The sequence below is a fragment of the Kinneretia sp. DJ1R-11 genome (assembly GCF_025717595.1).
GTDB lineage: Bacteria > Pseudomonadota > Gammaproteobacteria > Burkholderiales > Burkholderiaceae_C > Paucibacter_A.
On record NZ_JAJIRR010000002.1, the window covers coordinates 24,362 to 39,166 of the forward strand.

Annotated in this window: 11 protein-coding genes and 1 riboswitch; of the genes, 4 read left to right on the forward strand and 7 right to left on the reverse strand. The window is 67.1% G+C overall.

Annotation, left to right across the window (positions count from 1 at the left end; translation table 11 throughout):
- Nucleotides 1-155 precede the first annotated feature (155 nt).
- From LNV23_RS04090 to LNV23_RS04110, 5 genes are all read right to left on the reverse strand, one after another.
- Nucleotides 156-3,296: an ATP-binding protein gene (locus LNV23_RS04090; protein ID WP_263561802.1), complete on the reverse strand. Its 3,141-nt coding sequence runs from the start codon at nt 3,294-3,296 to the stop codon at nt 156-158.
- 33 nt (nt 3,297-3,329) lie between these two features.
- The gene (locus LNV23_RS04095; RefSeq protein WP_263561803.1) at nt 3,330-4,484 is read right to left on the reverse strand and encodes a response regulator; all 1,155 of its coding nucleotides are present in this window, start codon (nt 4,482-4,484) and stop codon (nt 3,330-3,332) included.
- 209 nt (nt 4,485-4,693) lie between these two features.
- Nucleotides 4,694-5,275 (reverse strand): TMEM165/GDT1 family protein, encoded by a 582-nt coding sequence (locus tag LNV23_RS04100; protein WP_263561804.1) that lies wholly within the window; start codon nt 5,273-5,275, stop codon nt 4,694-4,696.
- A gap of 99 nt (nt 5,276-5,374) precedes the next feature.
- Nucleotides 5,375-5,502: riboswitch (yybP-ykoY riboswitch) on the reverse strand.
- Between the two features lie 52 nt (nt 5,503-5,554).
- Nucleotides 5,555-7,090 carry a M16 family metallopeptidase gene (locus tag LNV23_RS04105; protein WP_263561805.1) on the reverse strand — a complete coding sequence of 512 codons (1,536 nt, stop codon included), beginning with the start codon at nt 7,088-7,090 and terminating at the stop codon, nt 5,555-5,557.
- Nucleotides 7,087-8,469 (reverse strand): M16 family metallopeptidase, encoded by a 1,383-nt coding sequence (locus LNV23_RS04110; RefSeq protein ID WP_263561806.1) that lies wholly within the window; start codon nt 8,467-8,469, stop codon nt 7,087-7,089. The genes LNV23_RS04105 and LNV23_RS04110 overlap by 4 nt, the downstream gene beginning before the upstream one ends.
- A 257-nt stretch (nt 8,470-8,726) precedes the next feature.
- Here LNV23_RS04110 and LNV23_RS04115 point away from each other — a divergent pair, with 257 nt between their 5' ends.
- Genes LNV23_RS04115 through LNV23_RS04125 form a run of 3 tightly spaced genes read left to right on the forward strand, consistent with a single transcriptional unit; the run spans nt 8,727 to nt 9,984 of the window.
- Nucleotides 8,727-9,116: a VOC family protein gene (locus LNV23_RS04115; protein WP_263517892.1), complete on the forward strand. Its 390-nt coding sequence runs from the start codon at nt 8,727-8,729 to the stop codon at nt 9,114-9,116.
- Between the two features lie 5 nt (nt 9,117-9,121).
- Nucleotides 9,122-9,370 carry a TfoX/Sxy family DNA transformation protein gene (locus LNV23_RS04120; protein ID WP_263517893.1) on the forward strand — a complete coding sequence of 83 codons (249 nt, stop codon included), beginning with the start codon at nt 9,122-9,124 and terminating at the stop codon, nt 9,368-9,370.
- Between the two features lie 17 nt (nt 9,371-9,387).
- The gene (locus tag LNV23_RS04125) at nt 9,388-9,984 is read left to right on the forward strand and encodes a DinB family protein (protein ID WP_263561807.1); all 597 of its coding nucleotides are present in this window, start codon (nt 9,388-9,390) and stop codon (nt 9,982-9,984) included.
- 12 nt (nt 9,985-9,996) lie between these two features.
- On the opposite strand, the gene LNV23_RS04130 is transcribed toward LNV23_RS04125, so the two are convergent.
- Both LNV23_RS04130 and LNV23_RS04135 read right to left on the reverse strand, forming a co-directional pair.
- Nucleotides 9,997-11,574, reverse strand: a complete 1,578-nt coding sequence (locus LNV23_RS04130) for a hypothetical protein (RefSeq protein ID WP_263561808.1) — start codon at nt 11,572-11,574, stop codon at nt 9,997-9,999.
- Nucleotides 11,575-11,638: 64 nt separating this feature from the next.
- Nucleotides 11,639-12,334 carry a glutathione S-transferase family protein gene (locus LNV23_RS04135; RefSeq protein WP_263561809.1) on the reverse strand — a complete coding sequence of 232 codons (696 nt, stop codon included), beginning with the start codon at nt 12,332-12,334 and terminating at the stop codon, nt 11,639-11,641.
- Nucleotides 12,335-12,592: 258 nt separating this feature from the next.
- Between LNV23_RS04135 and LNV23_RS04140 the strand changes: the two genes are divergently transcribed.
- A complete protein-coding gene (locus LNV23_RS04140; RefSeq protein WP_263561810.1) occupies nt 12,593-14,665 on the forward strand; it encodes a S9 family peptidase in 2,073 nt (690 codons plus the stop codon).
- Nucleotides 14,666-14,805: the final 140 nt, after the last annotated feature.

Consider the following 14,805-nt stretch of genomic DNA (forward strand, 5'->3'; position numbering starts at 1 on the left):
CCAAGCCGCAAGGCCACACGCGGATGGTGCGGTGGCAGGATTCTTCTCCCCGAGCCGATCCAGTCATGCGGGGGCAAACCCTTCGAGTTGCCTTTTCGCATCGCCTCAGTTCAGGGGGAGTGACTTTCCGCACATGACAAGTGCATGGATGCGGCCTAGCCCGGCAGGTGGCCGTTCATCTGGCGCCAGGCCTGGATGCCCGCGACCAGGGGCCCGAGTTCCCGGTTCAGGGCCAGCATGGCTTCCGGCAATTGCGCCGGTTCACCGCGCGGCCCGGTCGCCTGCTCCAAGGCAGCGGCCAGCTCGGCCAAACGGACCAGGCCCAGATTGCCGGCCAGGCCCTTGAGCCGGTGGGCGGCACTGCCCAGGGCGGCCAGGCCGGTGATGCGCGCTTCCTCGAACAGGGACTGATGCTGGGCATATTGCTTGGCAAAGGTGCCGAGCAATTTGGCCAGCAGCTCTTGGCGGCCCGCACAACGGGCCAAGGCAGCGTCGAAGTCGGTGCCGGGCAGCGCCGGCCAAGCGCTGACGGCCAGCGGCGCAGCCGGGCTCATGACGGCCACCGTGACCGGCGGTGGCTCGCCCCCCGGGGCCGACGCCGCGCCCCGGCGCGGCAGCTCGGCGGTCAGGCTCAGCAAGGTGCGGATCAGCTCGGCCTGATCAATCGGCTTGCTGATATGGGCCACCATGCCGGCGGCCAGGCAGCGCTGACGCTCCTCGGCCAGCGCATGGGCAGTCAAGGCCACCACCGGCAGCTGCGGCGCCAACAGGTGCAGGCGGCGGGTGGCTTCGTACCCGTCCATATCGGGCATTTGCACATCCATCAGCACCAGGTCAATGCCGGTCGGGCCGGCTTCGCGCAGACGGGCAATGGCCTGGGCGCCGCTGTCGGCACTGAGCACTTCGGCGCCGGCCACGGTCAGCATGTCGTGCAGGATCTCCCGGTTGATGTCGACATCGTCGGTGATCAACAGCCGCAAGCCCTGCAGGCTGGCGCCAGCAGTAGCCGCCGGCTCGCCCAGCCGTGCAGCCGGCACCGTGGCGCCGACCGGCAGCAAAGCTGGGTCCACGCGCTGCAAGGGCAGACGCAAGGTGAAGCAGGAGCCCTGACCGAGCACGCTGTCCACTTCGATCTCGCCTCCCATGGCGCGCGCCAGCTGGCTGCTGATGCTAAGACCGAGGCCGGTGCCGCCGAACTGGCGCGTGGTCGAGCTGTCGGCCTGCTCAAAGGCGCGGAAGATGCGCGCTTGCTGTTCCGGCGCTATGCCCAGGCCGGTGTCGGTGACGGACAAGCGCAGCCAGTCCTGTTGTGCCTCCAGCGCCAGCGTGACCCGCCCCTTGTCGGTGAACTTGATGGCATTGGCTAGCAAATTGACCAGGATCTGGGTGACGCGCAGCGAATCCAAGGCCACCCAGTCAAAGCTGCACTTGTATTCCATGCGCAAACGCAGGTTCTTGGCATCGGCGCGCTCGGACACCAGGTCGATCACCTCCTTGGCCAGATGGACCAGATTGCAGGGCAGGCTTTCGATGTCGAGCTTGCCGCTCTCAACCTTGGAGTAATCCAGAATGTCATTGATCACGCCCAGCAAATGACGCCCCGAGCGGACGATGCGCTCAAAGCCATTGCGGCTGGCCAGCGGGTCGGTACTTCGGCTGACGCCCAGCTGAGCCAAGCCCAGCACCGCATTGAGCGGCGTGCGGATCTCGTGGCTCATATTGGCCAGGAAATCGCTCTTGGCGCGCGCCAGGCGCTCGGCCTCGTCCTTGGCCAGGCTGAGCTCGCGCTGCAAGCGCTTGAGCGAAGTGACATCGGTTCCCAGGTTCAGGATGCCGTAGTGCTGCTTGCGCGCATCGACCAAGGCCACCATGGTCAGCAGATAGTCGTGTGGGCCGTCCTTGGGGTGCTGGATCTGCCGCTCGCTGCTGAGGCTGAGGCTGCCGGCCAAGAGCTGAGCGTCGCTTTCGGCAATCTCTGCAGCCACCTCGGGCGAGAACAAGCCAGCCGGCGTGCGGCCGAGTACCTGCTCGCGGCTGAAGCCGCTAGCCAGCTCGAAGGCCCGGTTGACCAAGGTGTAATGGCCGGCGGTATCGCGGATGCTCAGGGTGATGGGCAGGGCTTCGAGGATGTCCTGCATGCGCTGCTTCTCGGCCTGCAGCTCGGCGGTGCGCAGGCGCACATCGTCCTCCAGGCGGCCCTGCTGCACACGCAGTTCGGCTTCGGCACGCACCCGAGCGGTGATGTCATGACCGAACAGCACCACACAGGCCTGGCCAGCCAGCTGCATGCGGTCCATCTTCATGTCCCACCAGATCGGCTCGCCGTCGCGCCGACGGGACTGCCACTCGAAATACTGGGGGCCCTCTTTCAGTGTCCGTTGAACCCAGACCATCAAGGCCGCTTTCGAATACAGGCCGCCTGGATGCATCAGGGCGGTGTCCAAATCAGCGGCCCGCTCGCAGCCGTACTTCTCCAGCGTCTGGGCATTGGCGAAGCGCAAGGCACCGCTGTCACCTTCGAGGATCTGGATGCTGGTCAGCGAGCTGTCCAGCAGCATGCGCAGGCGCTCCTCGCTTTCGCGCAGCTCATGGGCCACCTTCTGCTGCGCACGCACGGTGTCGGCCAGCAAACGGCGTGAGCCCTCGAGCGAATGCGTCACCTCCCAGAACAGAGTACCGTAACGCAGCACCAACCAACCGATCAGCCCGGCCGACACGCTGAAGACCACGGCATAGCTGGCCAGCGGTGGCGTGTTGCTGGCGTTCAGCCCCGGGAGCACGCCGATCCGCTCCAGCAGCCACAGCGTGAAATAGCCCAGAACTGCGGCCAGCGTGCCACGCACAGCAGCCTTGGTGCCGACCATCATGCCCAGCACCACCACCAAGGCGAGCACGCCCGACATGCCGGAGGAGCGCACGCCATTGCCGTACCAAGCTGCAGCACCGAACAACACCAGCAGCAGGGCGCTGCTGAAGAAAGCTGCCGCCACCCGTGCTCCCCAGCGCATGGCAAATGCCAGAGAGCACAGGCAGATCAACAGCACCGCCGAGCTGGTGCCGATGCGCGACACGCGGGCGGGCCAGGGCAGCGAGGTCTCGCTCAAAGTGCTGGCGATCTGCGCCAGCGCGCCCAGCATCACCAGGGCAAGAAAGACCCGCGCATTGCGCGCCATGACCGCGTCCAGCCGCGATTTGAAACCCTGCAAGGACTGCTGTTGCGCCACATCAAGCGGCGGCTCGATGGCGGACGGCTCGTCAAAGGCCTCGGGCGTGCGAGCGTTGGAGGGCGCGAACATGGGGGCGGTGGTCAGCGCAAGCCCGGCCCAAGCTCAGACGGAATGCTGGCTGAGCTTGTGAATCACCCGCCCCAAGAATTTTTCAACCTCCTGGCTCTTGCCCAGAGCGCCCATGGCCGACTCCAGATGATGCTTGATGATGCTGCTCAGGTGGTCTTCCTGCGACTGGCTCAGGCCCAGGTGCAGAAAACTGCTCTCGACCTCGGCGTTGAGGCTGTCGAACACCTGCTTGACTTCCTGACGCTGTGCTTGGTTGCGGGCCGAGATGTCGGTCAGCGCGTTGCGCGTCATGCTGACGAGGTAGCGCACATCGGCGAGGTCCTTGGTGGCGACCACGGCCTCCAGGGCGCCGACCCGCTGCACCGCGCCCTCGACCAGCAGAGCGACGTTGTCGATCGCCCGCCCCATGCGCTCGGATTCGGCGCGGTCCATCTCGGCCGGGCGCTCCATGCGCAGATCACGCACAAACAGCACCACGGCGCCATAAGAGAATCCGGTGTGCGGTCCGAAGGGCCGGACACGCTGACCTTCGGTCTGCTTCTGCAGGTGATCGAGGATGGAGTTCTCCAGCGCACTGCAGGGGCCGCGAGCATTGCCCGAATAGACCTCACCGGCCGCACGGATGCGCACGCAGCCGTCGAGGGCATAGCGGTGCAGGGCGGCGATCATGGCGCGCGCCACCGCCTCGTAGCTGTCACAACCGACCAGCTGACGCTGGAACTCCAGCACCACGCCGGCCTCGCCCACCATATCGGCGGAAGACAGCACGGCGTTCATCACCTCGTCGAGCTGGCCGCTCAGTTCGCGCTGACGGTCGCGGTGGGCCAGCACCAAATTGATCTTGGCCAGCAGCTCGGGCGCATCGAAGGGCTTGGCCAGGTAGTCGGCACCGCCGGCAGCGTAGCCTTGCAAGCGCTCCTCGATGCTGGTGCGCGCGGAATGGAAGATCACCGGGATCTCGGCGCTGGCACCACCGGCTTTGAGCTGGCGGCAGGTCTCGTAGCCGTCCATCTCTGGCATATCGACATCGAGCACCACCAGATCGGGTGGATCACTCTGGCAGCGGGCCAAGGCCTCGGCCCCGCTGGTCACCTGGCTCACCTGGAAGTCGCCTTCCAGCGTCGCCTCCAACATTTGCAAAGTCAGCTCGTCGTCATCGACCAGCAAGACATGAGAACGCACCGTCATATTGTTTGACTCCCTTGGCGATCATGCTTGTTCGAAGGTGGTTCAGACACCCCGAACCCGGCTCCAACAGCCTTCTGGTTTCGACGCCTTGGCGCCGAACTTGAGAAAACCGAAAGAGGCCGGACCATTGAACCAGCAAAGCCGCACAGTGACCAGTCCTGTACCCCGCTTCCCAGCAGGGCTGGCGCGGGGCCGCAACGCCCTTGCGCTCAGAAGCCCAGGCTCTGCCCCGCACCGGCCAAGGTGGCCAGGCCAATCACGGCGAAGATGGCCGCAGCGATACCGTGGACCAGGCGCACCGGAATCCGACCGGCGATGCGCTCACCCAGCAGCACGGCCGGCACGTTGGCGATCATCATGCCCAGGGTGGTGCCGGCCACCACGGCCACAAAGGCCTGGTATTGCGCGGCCAGGGCGACAGTGGCGATCTGGGTCTTGTCACCCATCTCGGCCAGGAAAAAGGCGCCGATGGTGGTGCCCAGCACGCCCAGCTTCAGGCCCTTGCCGCCCTCTTCTTCCTCGTCGATTTTGTCCGGGATCAAGGTCCAGCCGGCCATGGCGAGAAAGCCCACGCCCAGCACCCAGCGCATCACGGAAGGGCTGACTTGCGCGGTGATCCAGGCGCCCAGTGCGCCGGCGCCGGCGTGATTGACCACGGTGGCGATGAAGATACCCAGAATGATGGGCAGCGGCTTGCGAAAGCGGGCGGCCAACAAAAAGGCCAACAACTGGGTCTTGTCGCCAATTTCAGCGAGGGCAACGATGCCTGTGGAGACGAGGAAGGCTTCCATGGAGGGCGAACACTTTTCTTCCTGCGGCCGGCATGTAAGAAACCAATGACCACGCACACGCCGGCCGCAAAGCAGGTGTGGGTGGTCAAAGGTCTTGCCAGGGGTCAGGTCTTGCGTGTGGCGCAAACCTTGACACTGCCCGCGCCATGGTCGAACGCTCGACCAAGTGTGTTGACGCGGGCCGGCAGCCGGGGTGGCTGCAGCGGCTACTCCCCAATGACAGGACGATTGTAACCGGCGTGGCTGGCTGGCCCCGCCCGCAGCCGCGGAGGCAGCTCTCTATTTGCGCCCGCCGCGTTTGAGCGTCGGGCTGGCCAGGTCGATTTCCTCGGCCTTGAGCAGCAGCGCATCGGGGAACTGCTGACGCAGGGCCAGGCCGCCCTGCTTGAAATCGGCCACGATGACGGTGCGCAGGCGCTCGGCCTGCCAATGGCGGCTGGCCAGCAGCCGGGTCGATTCGCCGTCCAGCGCCGCCAGCTCCTCGGGCACCCGGCTCAGCTCGGCCAGGGGCCGGCCGCGGATCAGGCCATCAGCGGCCATGCCGGCCAAGCCAGCCGTGGTCTCCAGCTGGCGGCCAAATTCGCCGATCAGCACCGCTCGGCGCGCCACCAACTCGGGGTCGGGCACGCGCTCGGCGGCCATGCGACGGATCTCCTGCTGCATCAGCGCAGCCACCTCGCCGGCGCTCTCATGCTTGGTCTGGGCGCTGGTGATCAGCACCGCACCACCCGGCAAGGCATCGATGCCGCTGGCCGCGCCATAGCTGAGGCCGCGCTTGATGCGCACCTCTTGGTTGATGCGCGAGGAATAGCCGACGCCCAGCACCGTGTTGGCCAGGGCATTGGCTTGCTGAGTCACCACCTCCAGGGCCTGCGTCTCGGGCTGCAGCTGGGCCAGCGGCACCGGGCTGGGCGCGGCGGCCGGCGCCATCACCAGCACCGCGCTCTGGCCCGCACCTGGCAGGTCCACCAGCACCGTCTTGGTGGCCAGGGGCTTGGGGGCCAGGGCCGGCATCTGCGGCAAGGCCGTGCGCGGCGCGCGCCACTTGCCGAAATGTTTGTCGGCCAAAGCGCGCGCCTGGGCCGGGTCGATGTCCCCGGCCAGGATCAGGGTGACCCGGTCGGGCCGCAGATGCAGGCGGTGGAAGGCGCGCACATCATCGAGCTGGATGCGCGCCAGGGTGGCCGGCGTCGCCTGGCGGCCCTGCGGGCTTTCGCCCCAGTAGAGGCGGCGCGCCACTTGCGCCGCCAGCTGGGCGGGGTCGGAGCGGCCCAGCTTGAGGGCGTCGGCGGCCTGCGCCTGCATGCGCGCGAACTCCTCCTCGCTGAGGCTGGGGCTGCGCAGCATCTCGGCCAGCAGGCCGAGGCTGGCGTCCAGACGGTTGCTGGCCACGGTCACGCCGAGCTGGCTGCTGCGCGCACCACTGCCGATCTCGAGCTGCGTGCCCAAGGCTTCGACGGCGGCGGCCAGCTCGGCCGCCGGCACGGCCACGGCGCCACGCTGAACGCCCTTGCCCATCATGGCGACGCTGAGCTCGGCCAGACCGGCCTTGCCCGGCGGGTCGTAGACGGCCCCGGTCTGCAGCAAGAACGTGGCCGTCACCAGAGGCTGGCGGTGCCGCTCCACCACGGCCAGGCCCAAACCATTGGGAAGGCGGGACTGCTTGAACTCCGGCAGTTCCAGCGCCTGGGGCGAAGCCGGCCGGGGTGGCGAATCAAAGCCCACCTGTGCCGCGACCCAGCAGGGCAGCAAGCCCAGCGCGGCCGCCAGGGCAGCCTGAACTGCGGGGCGCCACAGCGTTCCGAGCGCGCTCATGGCTTGCCCCCCTTCTTCTTGCTCGCCGACCCATCGGCCTCGTACAGCACGGTGACGCGCGCACCGCGCAGCACATCGCGCTTCAGCACCCGCTGCACATCGGCGGCCGTGACGGCCTGCAAATCGTTCAACTCGCGGTTCACCCACTGCACATCGCCACGCAGTAGAGCCGCCTCACCCAGCACTTCGCCCAAGCCCAGCGGCGTCTGCCGGCGGATCAGAGCAGCGGTCAGCAGCTGGGCCTTGACCTTCTCCAGCTCGGCCGGGGCGATGGGCTCCTCGGCCAGCTTGAGCAACTCGCGCGTCAGCGGCGCCACCAAATCGGCGGCGCTCTGCTTGCCGGCGGCGATGGCATGGGCCACCAGCAGACCGGCATCGGCATTGAGCTGGGCCTCGAAGCCGGCGCTCTGCGCCAGCTGCTCGCGATACACCAAGCTCTCGTTCAGACGCGAAGACTCGCCCATGGCCAGCAGGCCTTGCGCGACCTGCCAGACCGGCGCATCGGCGCTCGAAGCCTTGGGGCCTTGCCAGATCAGCAGGGCCGCCGGCAGCGGCACATTGGGTGCCTTGAGCTGGTGCAGCTCGTCGCGCGCGCGCCGCGGCTCGGCCACCTGGACGCGGGGCACGGGGCTGCTGGGCGGGCGGATGCTGCCAAAGTAATGATTGACCCAGCGGTTCAGCTGCACCGGGTCGAAGGCGCCGGTGACGATCAGCACCGCGTTGTCCGGCCGGTAGTACTGGGCATGGAAGGCGGTGACGTCCTGCACGGTGGCGGCGTCCAGCTCCTCGATGCTGCCGATCACCGGGCGGCGGTAGGGATGTTGAAGATAGCCCAGGCGCGGCACGGCATTGAACAGGCGGCCATAGGGCTCGGCCAGCACGCGCTGGCGATACTCTTCCTTGACCACCGCGCGCTCGCTGTCGAAATTGGCCTGGTCCACGGTCAGATTGGACATGCGCTCGGCCTCGGCCCAGAGTAGAGGTTCCAGATGGTTGGCCGGCACGACGCTGTGGTAGGCCGTCATGTCATCGGCGGTGAAGGCATTGTTGCTGCCGCCGACATCCTCGGTCATGCGGTCGAACTGCTCATTGGCCATGTAACGGGTGCGCTTGAACATCATGTGTTCAAACAGATGCGCGAAACCGCTGCGGCCGGCCGGGTCGTCTTTGCCGCCGACCCGGTACCAGAGCTGCACGCTGACCGTGGCACCGGCTTGGGGCAAGGCGATCAACTCCAAGCCATTGGCCAGGATGCGCCGCTCGAAGGCCAGCGGGGCGATCTTCAGCGGCGCGGCCGCGCCTTCCTGGGCTGCCGCAGCCTGAGCCCAGAGCACGGGGCTCCAGGCGGTCAGCAAAGCCAGGCTGATACCAGCGCTCAAGCAGCGGCGCCGCGAGTGTCGCGCCAGCCCCTCCTCGCCCCCCATGTTTTCCATTCTGTACTTGCTGCTCACGCTGATCCCATCGTCTGATGCTTCTGCTGCCATGCCTCACGCAGGCGCCCATGCTGCCACAAGGGCGCGCCGGCTCCGTGAAAGCCGGCAGGTGAATACAGCCACGGCCGCTGCTGACAGCTCATGTCAGCAGCATCCTGGCAAGATGCCCAGGCCCTGTTGAGCAGCCTTGAGGAGACCCTTGCATGAACTATGCCTACACCATTGTCTACGTGGCCGATGTGGCCGCTTCCCTGGCCTTCTTCGAGGCCGCCTTTGGCCTGAAGCAGCGTTTCTTGCATGAATCGGGCGCTTACGGCGAGCTGGACACCGGCGCCACGGCCCTGGCTTTTGTCGACCACGAAACCGCGCTGGACAGCGTCGGCCAGCCCTATGTGGCGGCGGCCGAGAGTGCCCGGCCGCTGGGCATGGAGATCGGCTTGAGCACCGACGATGTGCCAGCCGCCTTCGCCCGCGCCGTCGCCGCCGGCGCCACGCCGCTGAAGGAACCGGTCACCAAGCCCTGGGGCCAGACCGTCGCCTATGTGCGCTGCCCGGACGGCAGCCTGGTCGAGCTTTGCACGCCGATGGCGTGACGCGCATGCGCGGCCTCGGTCCCCGCAGCCAGGAGCAACTCGCAGCGCTGGGCATCCACGACCTGGCCCAGCTGCGCCAGCAGGATGCCTACGCGCTGTATGCCGAGCTCAAGTCACGATGGCCCGGGGCCAGCCTCAATCTTCTGTATGCCCTGATGGGTGCGCAGGAAGACCGCGACTGGCGCGACATCGCCCGCGAGCGCCGCAGCGAAGCCCTGTTGCGCCTGGACGACCTGGGTCTGGCACCCCGCTGAAACCTGAGGAGACACGCATGAAGCCCGACACCCACACCGATCCCCTGTCTCACCATTTGCTCAGCATGGCCTACAACAATGCCTGGGCCAACCACCGTCTGCTGGCGGCCTGCGCCCGGCTGAGCCAGGCCGAGCTGCAAGCCAAACGCTGCAGCTTTTTTCCCAGCATCCAGGCGACGCTGAACCACAGCCTTTGCGTGGACTGGTTCTATGTCGACGCGCTGGAGCGCGAACTGGCGGGCCAGGCGCCGCACCCGGACTGCTACCAGTTCTTTGCTGTCGACGAGCCGTTTCAGAGCGCCGCCGAGCTGCAGCGCGAGCAGGCCGCCGTCGACCGGCGCCTGCTGGCCTACTGCGCGGCCCAGCGCGACGGCGAGCTGGGCCGCATCGTCACCATCGCCCGGCCCGGCGGTGCGCAGCAGGACAGCCGCACGCGCCTGCTTTCCCATCTGCTGCAGCACCAGATCCACCACCGCGGTCAGGTCCACGCCATGCTGTCCGGCACCGCCGTCAAGCCACCTCAGCTGGACGAGTTCTTCTGCGCCGGCGAGGCGGATCTGCGCGCCGAAGAGTTCCGCGCGCTGGGCTGGAGCGAGGCCCAGGTCTGGGGCTGACCCGACCCTGGCTCAGACCTCTGGCGCGGCCGGCGCGCCCAGGGCCTGCAAGGCCTGGCGGGTGTCGTTGAGCACGCGCTGGGCGACTCTGCGCTCGGTCTCGGGCAGCTGGCGCGCCGCTTCTGCCTCCAGCAGCAATGGCCGCAACAAAGCGTTGGCGCTGGCGCGGAACTCCTGCCCCAGGGTGTCGAGCTGGGCAAAGCTGTCGGCACGCATGGCTGTGAGGCGCTCGCGCAGCGCCGCCTCGAAGGCCTCGCGCTTGTGGCGCAGCTCCTCGTCCTTGCGGCCGGCCTTGTCCATCATCCACTTGAGCAGGCCAGCCACCAACAAAGCCCCGCCGGCCAGCGGCACGACCGGCGCGATCACCGGCAGCACGGCCGCTGCACCCAAGGCATAGACGGCCACGCCCGAGCCGGCCGCCGCGACGGCACCGGCGCCCAAGGTCAGCTCGGCCGCGCTCTCCGTGGAATTCTTGAGCCGCGTGCTGATTTGCAGCGCCGGCATCAGGCGGCGCAGCTGGCTGTGGTGCGGACGCTCCAGGACGCTGGCATGGACCAGGCTGAACTCCTCGCGGAACAGGCGCAGCTCTTCCTTCAGCAGGCGCAGCTGCCCTTCCTGGCGGCGGGCGGCGCGGTCCAGGCGACGCTCGAGTTCCTTGGCAAAAGTCGAACGCGCCATCTCGGCCCAGACCTTGTGCTCGGTCCAGTCGTCGGTGCGCAGGCGCTCCAGCATCTGCAGCTCGACGGCATTGCCGGCGTCGTGGATCAGCTCCTCGAAGTCCTCCTCGAAGCTGCGTTTCTCATGCGCGATGCGCGCCTCCACCATGGCGATGCGCTGGCCCACCTGCTGGAACAGCTGCTCCACCCGCTGCGCATAGGCGGCCGCCGAACCCGCATCTGGAACCGGCGCCAGCAAGCCGCGCTCGAACTCGCTGAGCCGCCGAGCCAGCACGCTCAGGCTGGAGCTCATGCCCTGTTGCAAGACCTGCTCACTGCTGGCGCCGTCCAGATAACGGCCCACGCCCAGGGCCAGATCCACATCACCGGAGAGCCGCGCCGCCGTCTGCGCTGCCGGCAGCAAGGGCCGGCCGCCGAACAGGCGAGCCGACTGGCGGCTGACGGTCTTCCACAGCGAAGGCGCGGGGCCCAGCGATTCCGCCAGGCGCGGCAACTCCTCCCCGGGCAAGAGCAAGGCCTGCGCCAGCTCCTGGGCAAATTTGTAGGCCTGCTCACCCTGCAGCTGCAGCAAGGGCCGGGCATCGAGAAAGGCCTGGCGGCGCTGCGCCTCAGGCGCCTCGGCGCTGGCCCGCCTGAGCTGGGCGAACGCCGCCTTCTGCTCCAGCGGCGACTCCAGCGCGCGCAAGGCCGCATGGGCACCCAAGGCCGAGTCCTGCAAGCGCGCCGCCAAGGCCGACACCAACTCGTACTCTCCCAGGGTGACAAATCCATCGGCCGCAGCCAGCGCCGCCAGGGCGCGGATGAAGGCGGCGGAGAAGCCGCCGTCCGCGCGAGCGAACTGCTCCAGATCAGGGCGATCCAGCGCCGTGCTGCTGGGCGCTACGAGAGGGTTGAGGGGCTGAGAAGAACTCACAGGCATGGGGCTCCGGGCTGATCGATCAGACCCGCATCGTCCCAGATTCTTCCGTGGGCGCGCCTCAGGCTTGCGCCGGCGCGCGCAAATCCTGCAAGCAAAGTCCGGCCGCGCGGGCCTCGGCCTCGTGTGCTTCATCGCGCCAGGTCTCGGCCAGAGCGGCGCGGTACCAGGCTTGCATGGCGGGCAGGTCCAGCAGGCGCTGGGCATAGGCTTGCGCGGGCTCACTCAAGGTCGGTGTGTAGCTCTGCACCCGGAAGGCCACGGGGGCGAAAAAAGCGTCGACCGCGGTGAAGGCGGAGCCGGCGAGAAAGGGGCCGCCAAAGCGTGTCAGGCCTTCCAGCCACAAGGCCTCGATGCGCTGCCAGTCGGCCAACAGAGCAGGCGACCAATCGCCCACCTGAACACGCAAGCCACAGTTCATGGTGCAGACATCGCGCAGGCGCTGAAAGCCGGAATGCATCTCGGCGCAGGCACTGCGCGCCCAGGCGCGGGCCGCGCGGTCCTGGGGCCAGACCCGCGAGTCCAGTTCGGCCAAGTATTCGACGATGGCCAGTGAATCCCAGACCGTCAGGCCTTCATCTTGCAGACAGGGCACGCGGCCGGTCGGCGAAAACAGGCGGTAATCACCGGCGCTGCCCGGCGCCTGGCCAAAAACCACCAAGCGCTCCTCGAAAGGAATCGCCAGCTGCGTCAGCAGCAACCAGGGGCGCAGAGACCAGGACGAGTAGTTCTTGTTGGCGATATAGAGCTGCAGCATGGCGAAAACTCGTGGGCAAAGTGGCGGGTGCCAGCATAAGCCAGGGCGCAGCGCCACGGGATGCGAACAGTCTGCAACGCTGGCCACTCCAACCATGCCGATCCGCAGCTCATCGCGGCCAAGCTTCCGTCTGTCCCGGCAGCTGGGTGAAGGCTATGCAAGTTTGACTATGCTGCGAGCCTGCAGTTCCCCGTCGGGCCCGGCACCGCGCCAGGAATCGACCCCAACGTTTCTGCCATTCTTTTTTCTGAGGTGCACATGACATCGTCTGTTTCTGCTTCTACGGTTCGCGCATTCGGTCCCTCCTTGCTGACCCTGGCCAGCCTGGCCCTGGCCGCCACCTTGTCCCAGAACGCCATCGCGGCGGCTGCAGTCAAGGCCAGTGTTGATACGCCGCTGATTGCGCGCTCCGCCCTGTTCGGCAACCCCGTCAAGAGCGGCGCCCAGCTGAGTCCGGACGGCCAATGGCTGTCCTGGATGGCGCCTGTCAATGGCGTGATGAATGTCTGGGTGGCGCCGGCCGACAAGCCCGAGGCGGCGAAGTCCATCACCGAATCCAAGGACCGCCCGATCCCCGGCCACTTCTGGTCGGGCAACAGCCAGCAGGTGCTGTTCGTCAAGGACAACGCCGGCGACGAGAACTTCCACCTCTACGGCGTGGACATCAAGACCGGCGCCCAGCGCGACTACACGCCCTTCGACAAGGTGCGCGTGCGCCCCACCGGCTTCTCGACCCGGCGAGTCGATGAGATCCTGGTCGGCATCAACAATCGCGACCCGCGCTGGCACGATGTGCACCTGCTCAACCTCAAGACCGGTGAGCTGAAGCTGGTCATGCAGGCGGATGGTTATGCCGGCTTCCAGGCCGACAACGATCTGAACCTGCGCCTGGCCCTGCGCCCCAATGCCGCCGGCGGCATGGACTTCTTCAAGGTGCAAGACGGCAAGGTCGAAGACAAGCCCTATCTGAGCACCAATCTGGAAAACAGCAGCACCTCGCCCCTGGGCTTCACCCATGACGGCAAGACCTTGTACTGGATGGACTCCCGCGAGAGCGACACCACGGCCGTGATCGCCGAGGACGTGGCCAGCGGCAAGCGCACCGTGCTGGCGCAGGACGCCCGCGCCGACCTCGGCGAAACCTTGCGTGACCCGGCCAGCGGCGTGGTGCAGGCCTATGCCGTCGAGTACCTGAACAGTGAGTGGAAGTTCCTGGACAAAGCGCTCAAAGCCGACTTTGACTGGCTGCAAAAGCAGCTGGGCAAGGGCGAGGTCTATGTCGCCAGCCGCACCCGCAATGACGACAAATGGATCGTCGGCATCGACCCGGTGTCGAAGGTCGCCGCCACTTACCTCTACGACCGCAAGGCCAAGAAGCTGCAGGCGCTCTACGTCGCCCGCCCGGAGCTGCAGGGCGCGCCCCTGGTGGACATGCACGGTGTGGAGATCAAAGCCCGCGACGGCCTGATCCTGCCCAGCTACCTGACCCTGCCCAAGGACGCCGACAAAAACGGCGACGGAAAGGCAGACAAGCCGGTGCCCATGGTGTTGTTCGTGCACGGCGGCCCCTGGGCCCGTGATGGACATGGCTACAACGGCTACCACCAGTGGCTGGCCAACCGTGGCTATGCCGTGCTGGCGGTCAACTTCCGCGCCTCAACGGGCTTTGGCAAGAAATTCCTCAATGCCGGCAACAAGCAATGGGGCCTGGCCATGCACAACGACCTGCTGGACGCTGTGGACTGGGCCGTCAAGCAAGGCGTGACGACCAAGGACAAAGTCGCCATCATGGGCGGCAGTTATGGCGGCTACGCGGCCCTGGCCGGCGTGGCCTTCACCCCCACCACCTTTGCCTGCGCCGTGGACATCGTCGGCCCCTCCAACCTGGAAACCCTGCTCAGCACCATCCCGCCCTACTGGGAAGCCGGCCGCAAGCAGATGTACAGCCGCATGGGTGACCCGACCACCGAGGAAGGCAAGGCCATCCTGCGCGCCGCCTCGCCGCTCTACAAGGCCGACCAGATCGTTCGCCCCCTGCTGATCGGCCAAGGCGCCAACGACCCGCGCGTCAAGCAGGCAGAAAGCGACCAGATCGTCCAGGCCATGCAAGCCAAGAAGATCCCGGTCACCTACGTGCTCTACCCCGACGAAGGCCACGGCTTCAACAAGCCCAACAACCGCATCGGCTTCAACGCCGTGGCCGAGGCTTTCCTCGGCCAATGCCTGGGTGGCCGTGTCGAGCCCCTGGGCGAGACCGTGCGCCAGTCCACCGCGCAAGTCGTGACCGGTGCGGAGCATGTGCCGGGTCTGGAGGCGGCCGCGAAGAAGTAAACCGCTGAACCGCTGGCTCACTCATCGCCCGATCCTGGGCGGTGATCTGCGCCCTGGAGTCTGTCATGGCTCTGGGGCGCTTTTCTTTGCCGGGACGGCGAGAACCACCTGGGCCCAGTGGCGGGGAGCAGAACCCTGCG

What these genes read in the sequence shown, in the direction of transcription:
- LNV23_RS04125 (WP_263561807.1), top strand. Translation starts at nt 9,388, where the DNA reads ATGAAGCCCGACACCCACACCGATCCCCTGTCTCACCATTTGCTCAGC.
- LNV23_RS04140 (WP_263561810.1), top strand. Translation starts at nt 12,593, where the DNA reads ATGACATCGTCTGTTTCTGCTTCTACGGTTCGCGCATTCGGTCCCTCC.
- LNV23_RS04095 (WP_263561803.1), bottom strand. Translation starts at nt 4,484, where the DNA reads ATGACGGTGCGTTCTCATGTCTTGCTGGTCGATGACGACGAGCTGACT.
- LNV23_RS04115 (WP_263517892.1), top strand. Translation starts at nt 8,727, where the DNA reads ATGAACTATGCCTACACCATTGTCTACGTGGCCGATGTGGCCGCTTCC.
- LNV23_RS04090 (WP_263561802.1), bottom strand. Translation starts at nt 3,296, where the DNA reads ATGTTCGCGCCCTCCAACGCTCGCACGCCCGAGGCCTTTGACGAGCCG.
- LNV23_RS04120 (WP_263517893.1), top strand. Translation starts at nt 9,122, where the DNA reads ATGCGCGGCCTCGGTCCCCGCAGCCAGGAGCAACTCGCAGCGCTGGGC.
- LNV23_RS04100 (WP_263561804.1), bottom strand. Translation starts at nt 5,275, where the DNA reads ATGGAAGCCTTCCTCGTCTCCACAGGCATCGTTGCCCTCGCTGAAATT.
- LNV23_RS04105 (WP_263561805.1), bottom strand. Translation starts at nt 7,090, where the DNA reads ATGAGCGCGCTCGGAACGCTGTGGCGCCCCGCAGTTCAGGCTGCCCTG.
- LNV23_RS04135 (WP_263561809.1), bottom strand. Translation starts at nt 12,334, where the DNA reads ATGCTGCAGCTCTATATCGCCAACAAGAACTACTCGTCCTGGTCTCTG.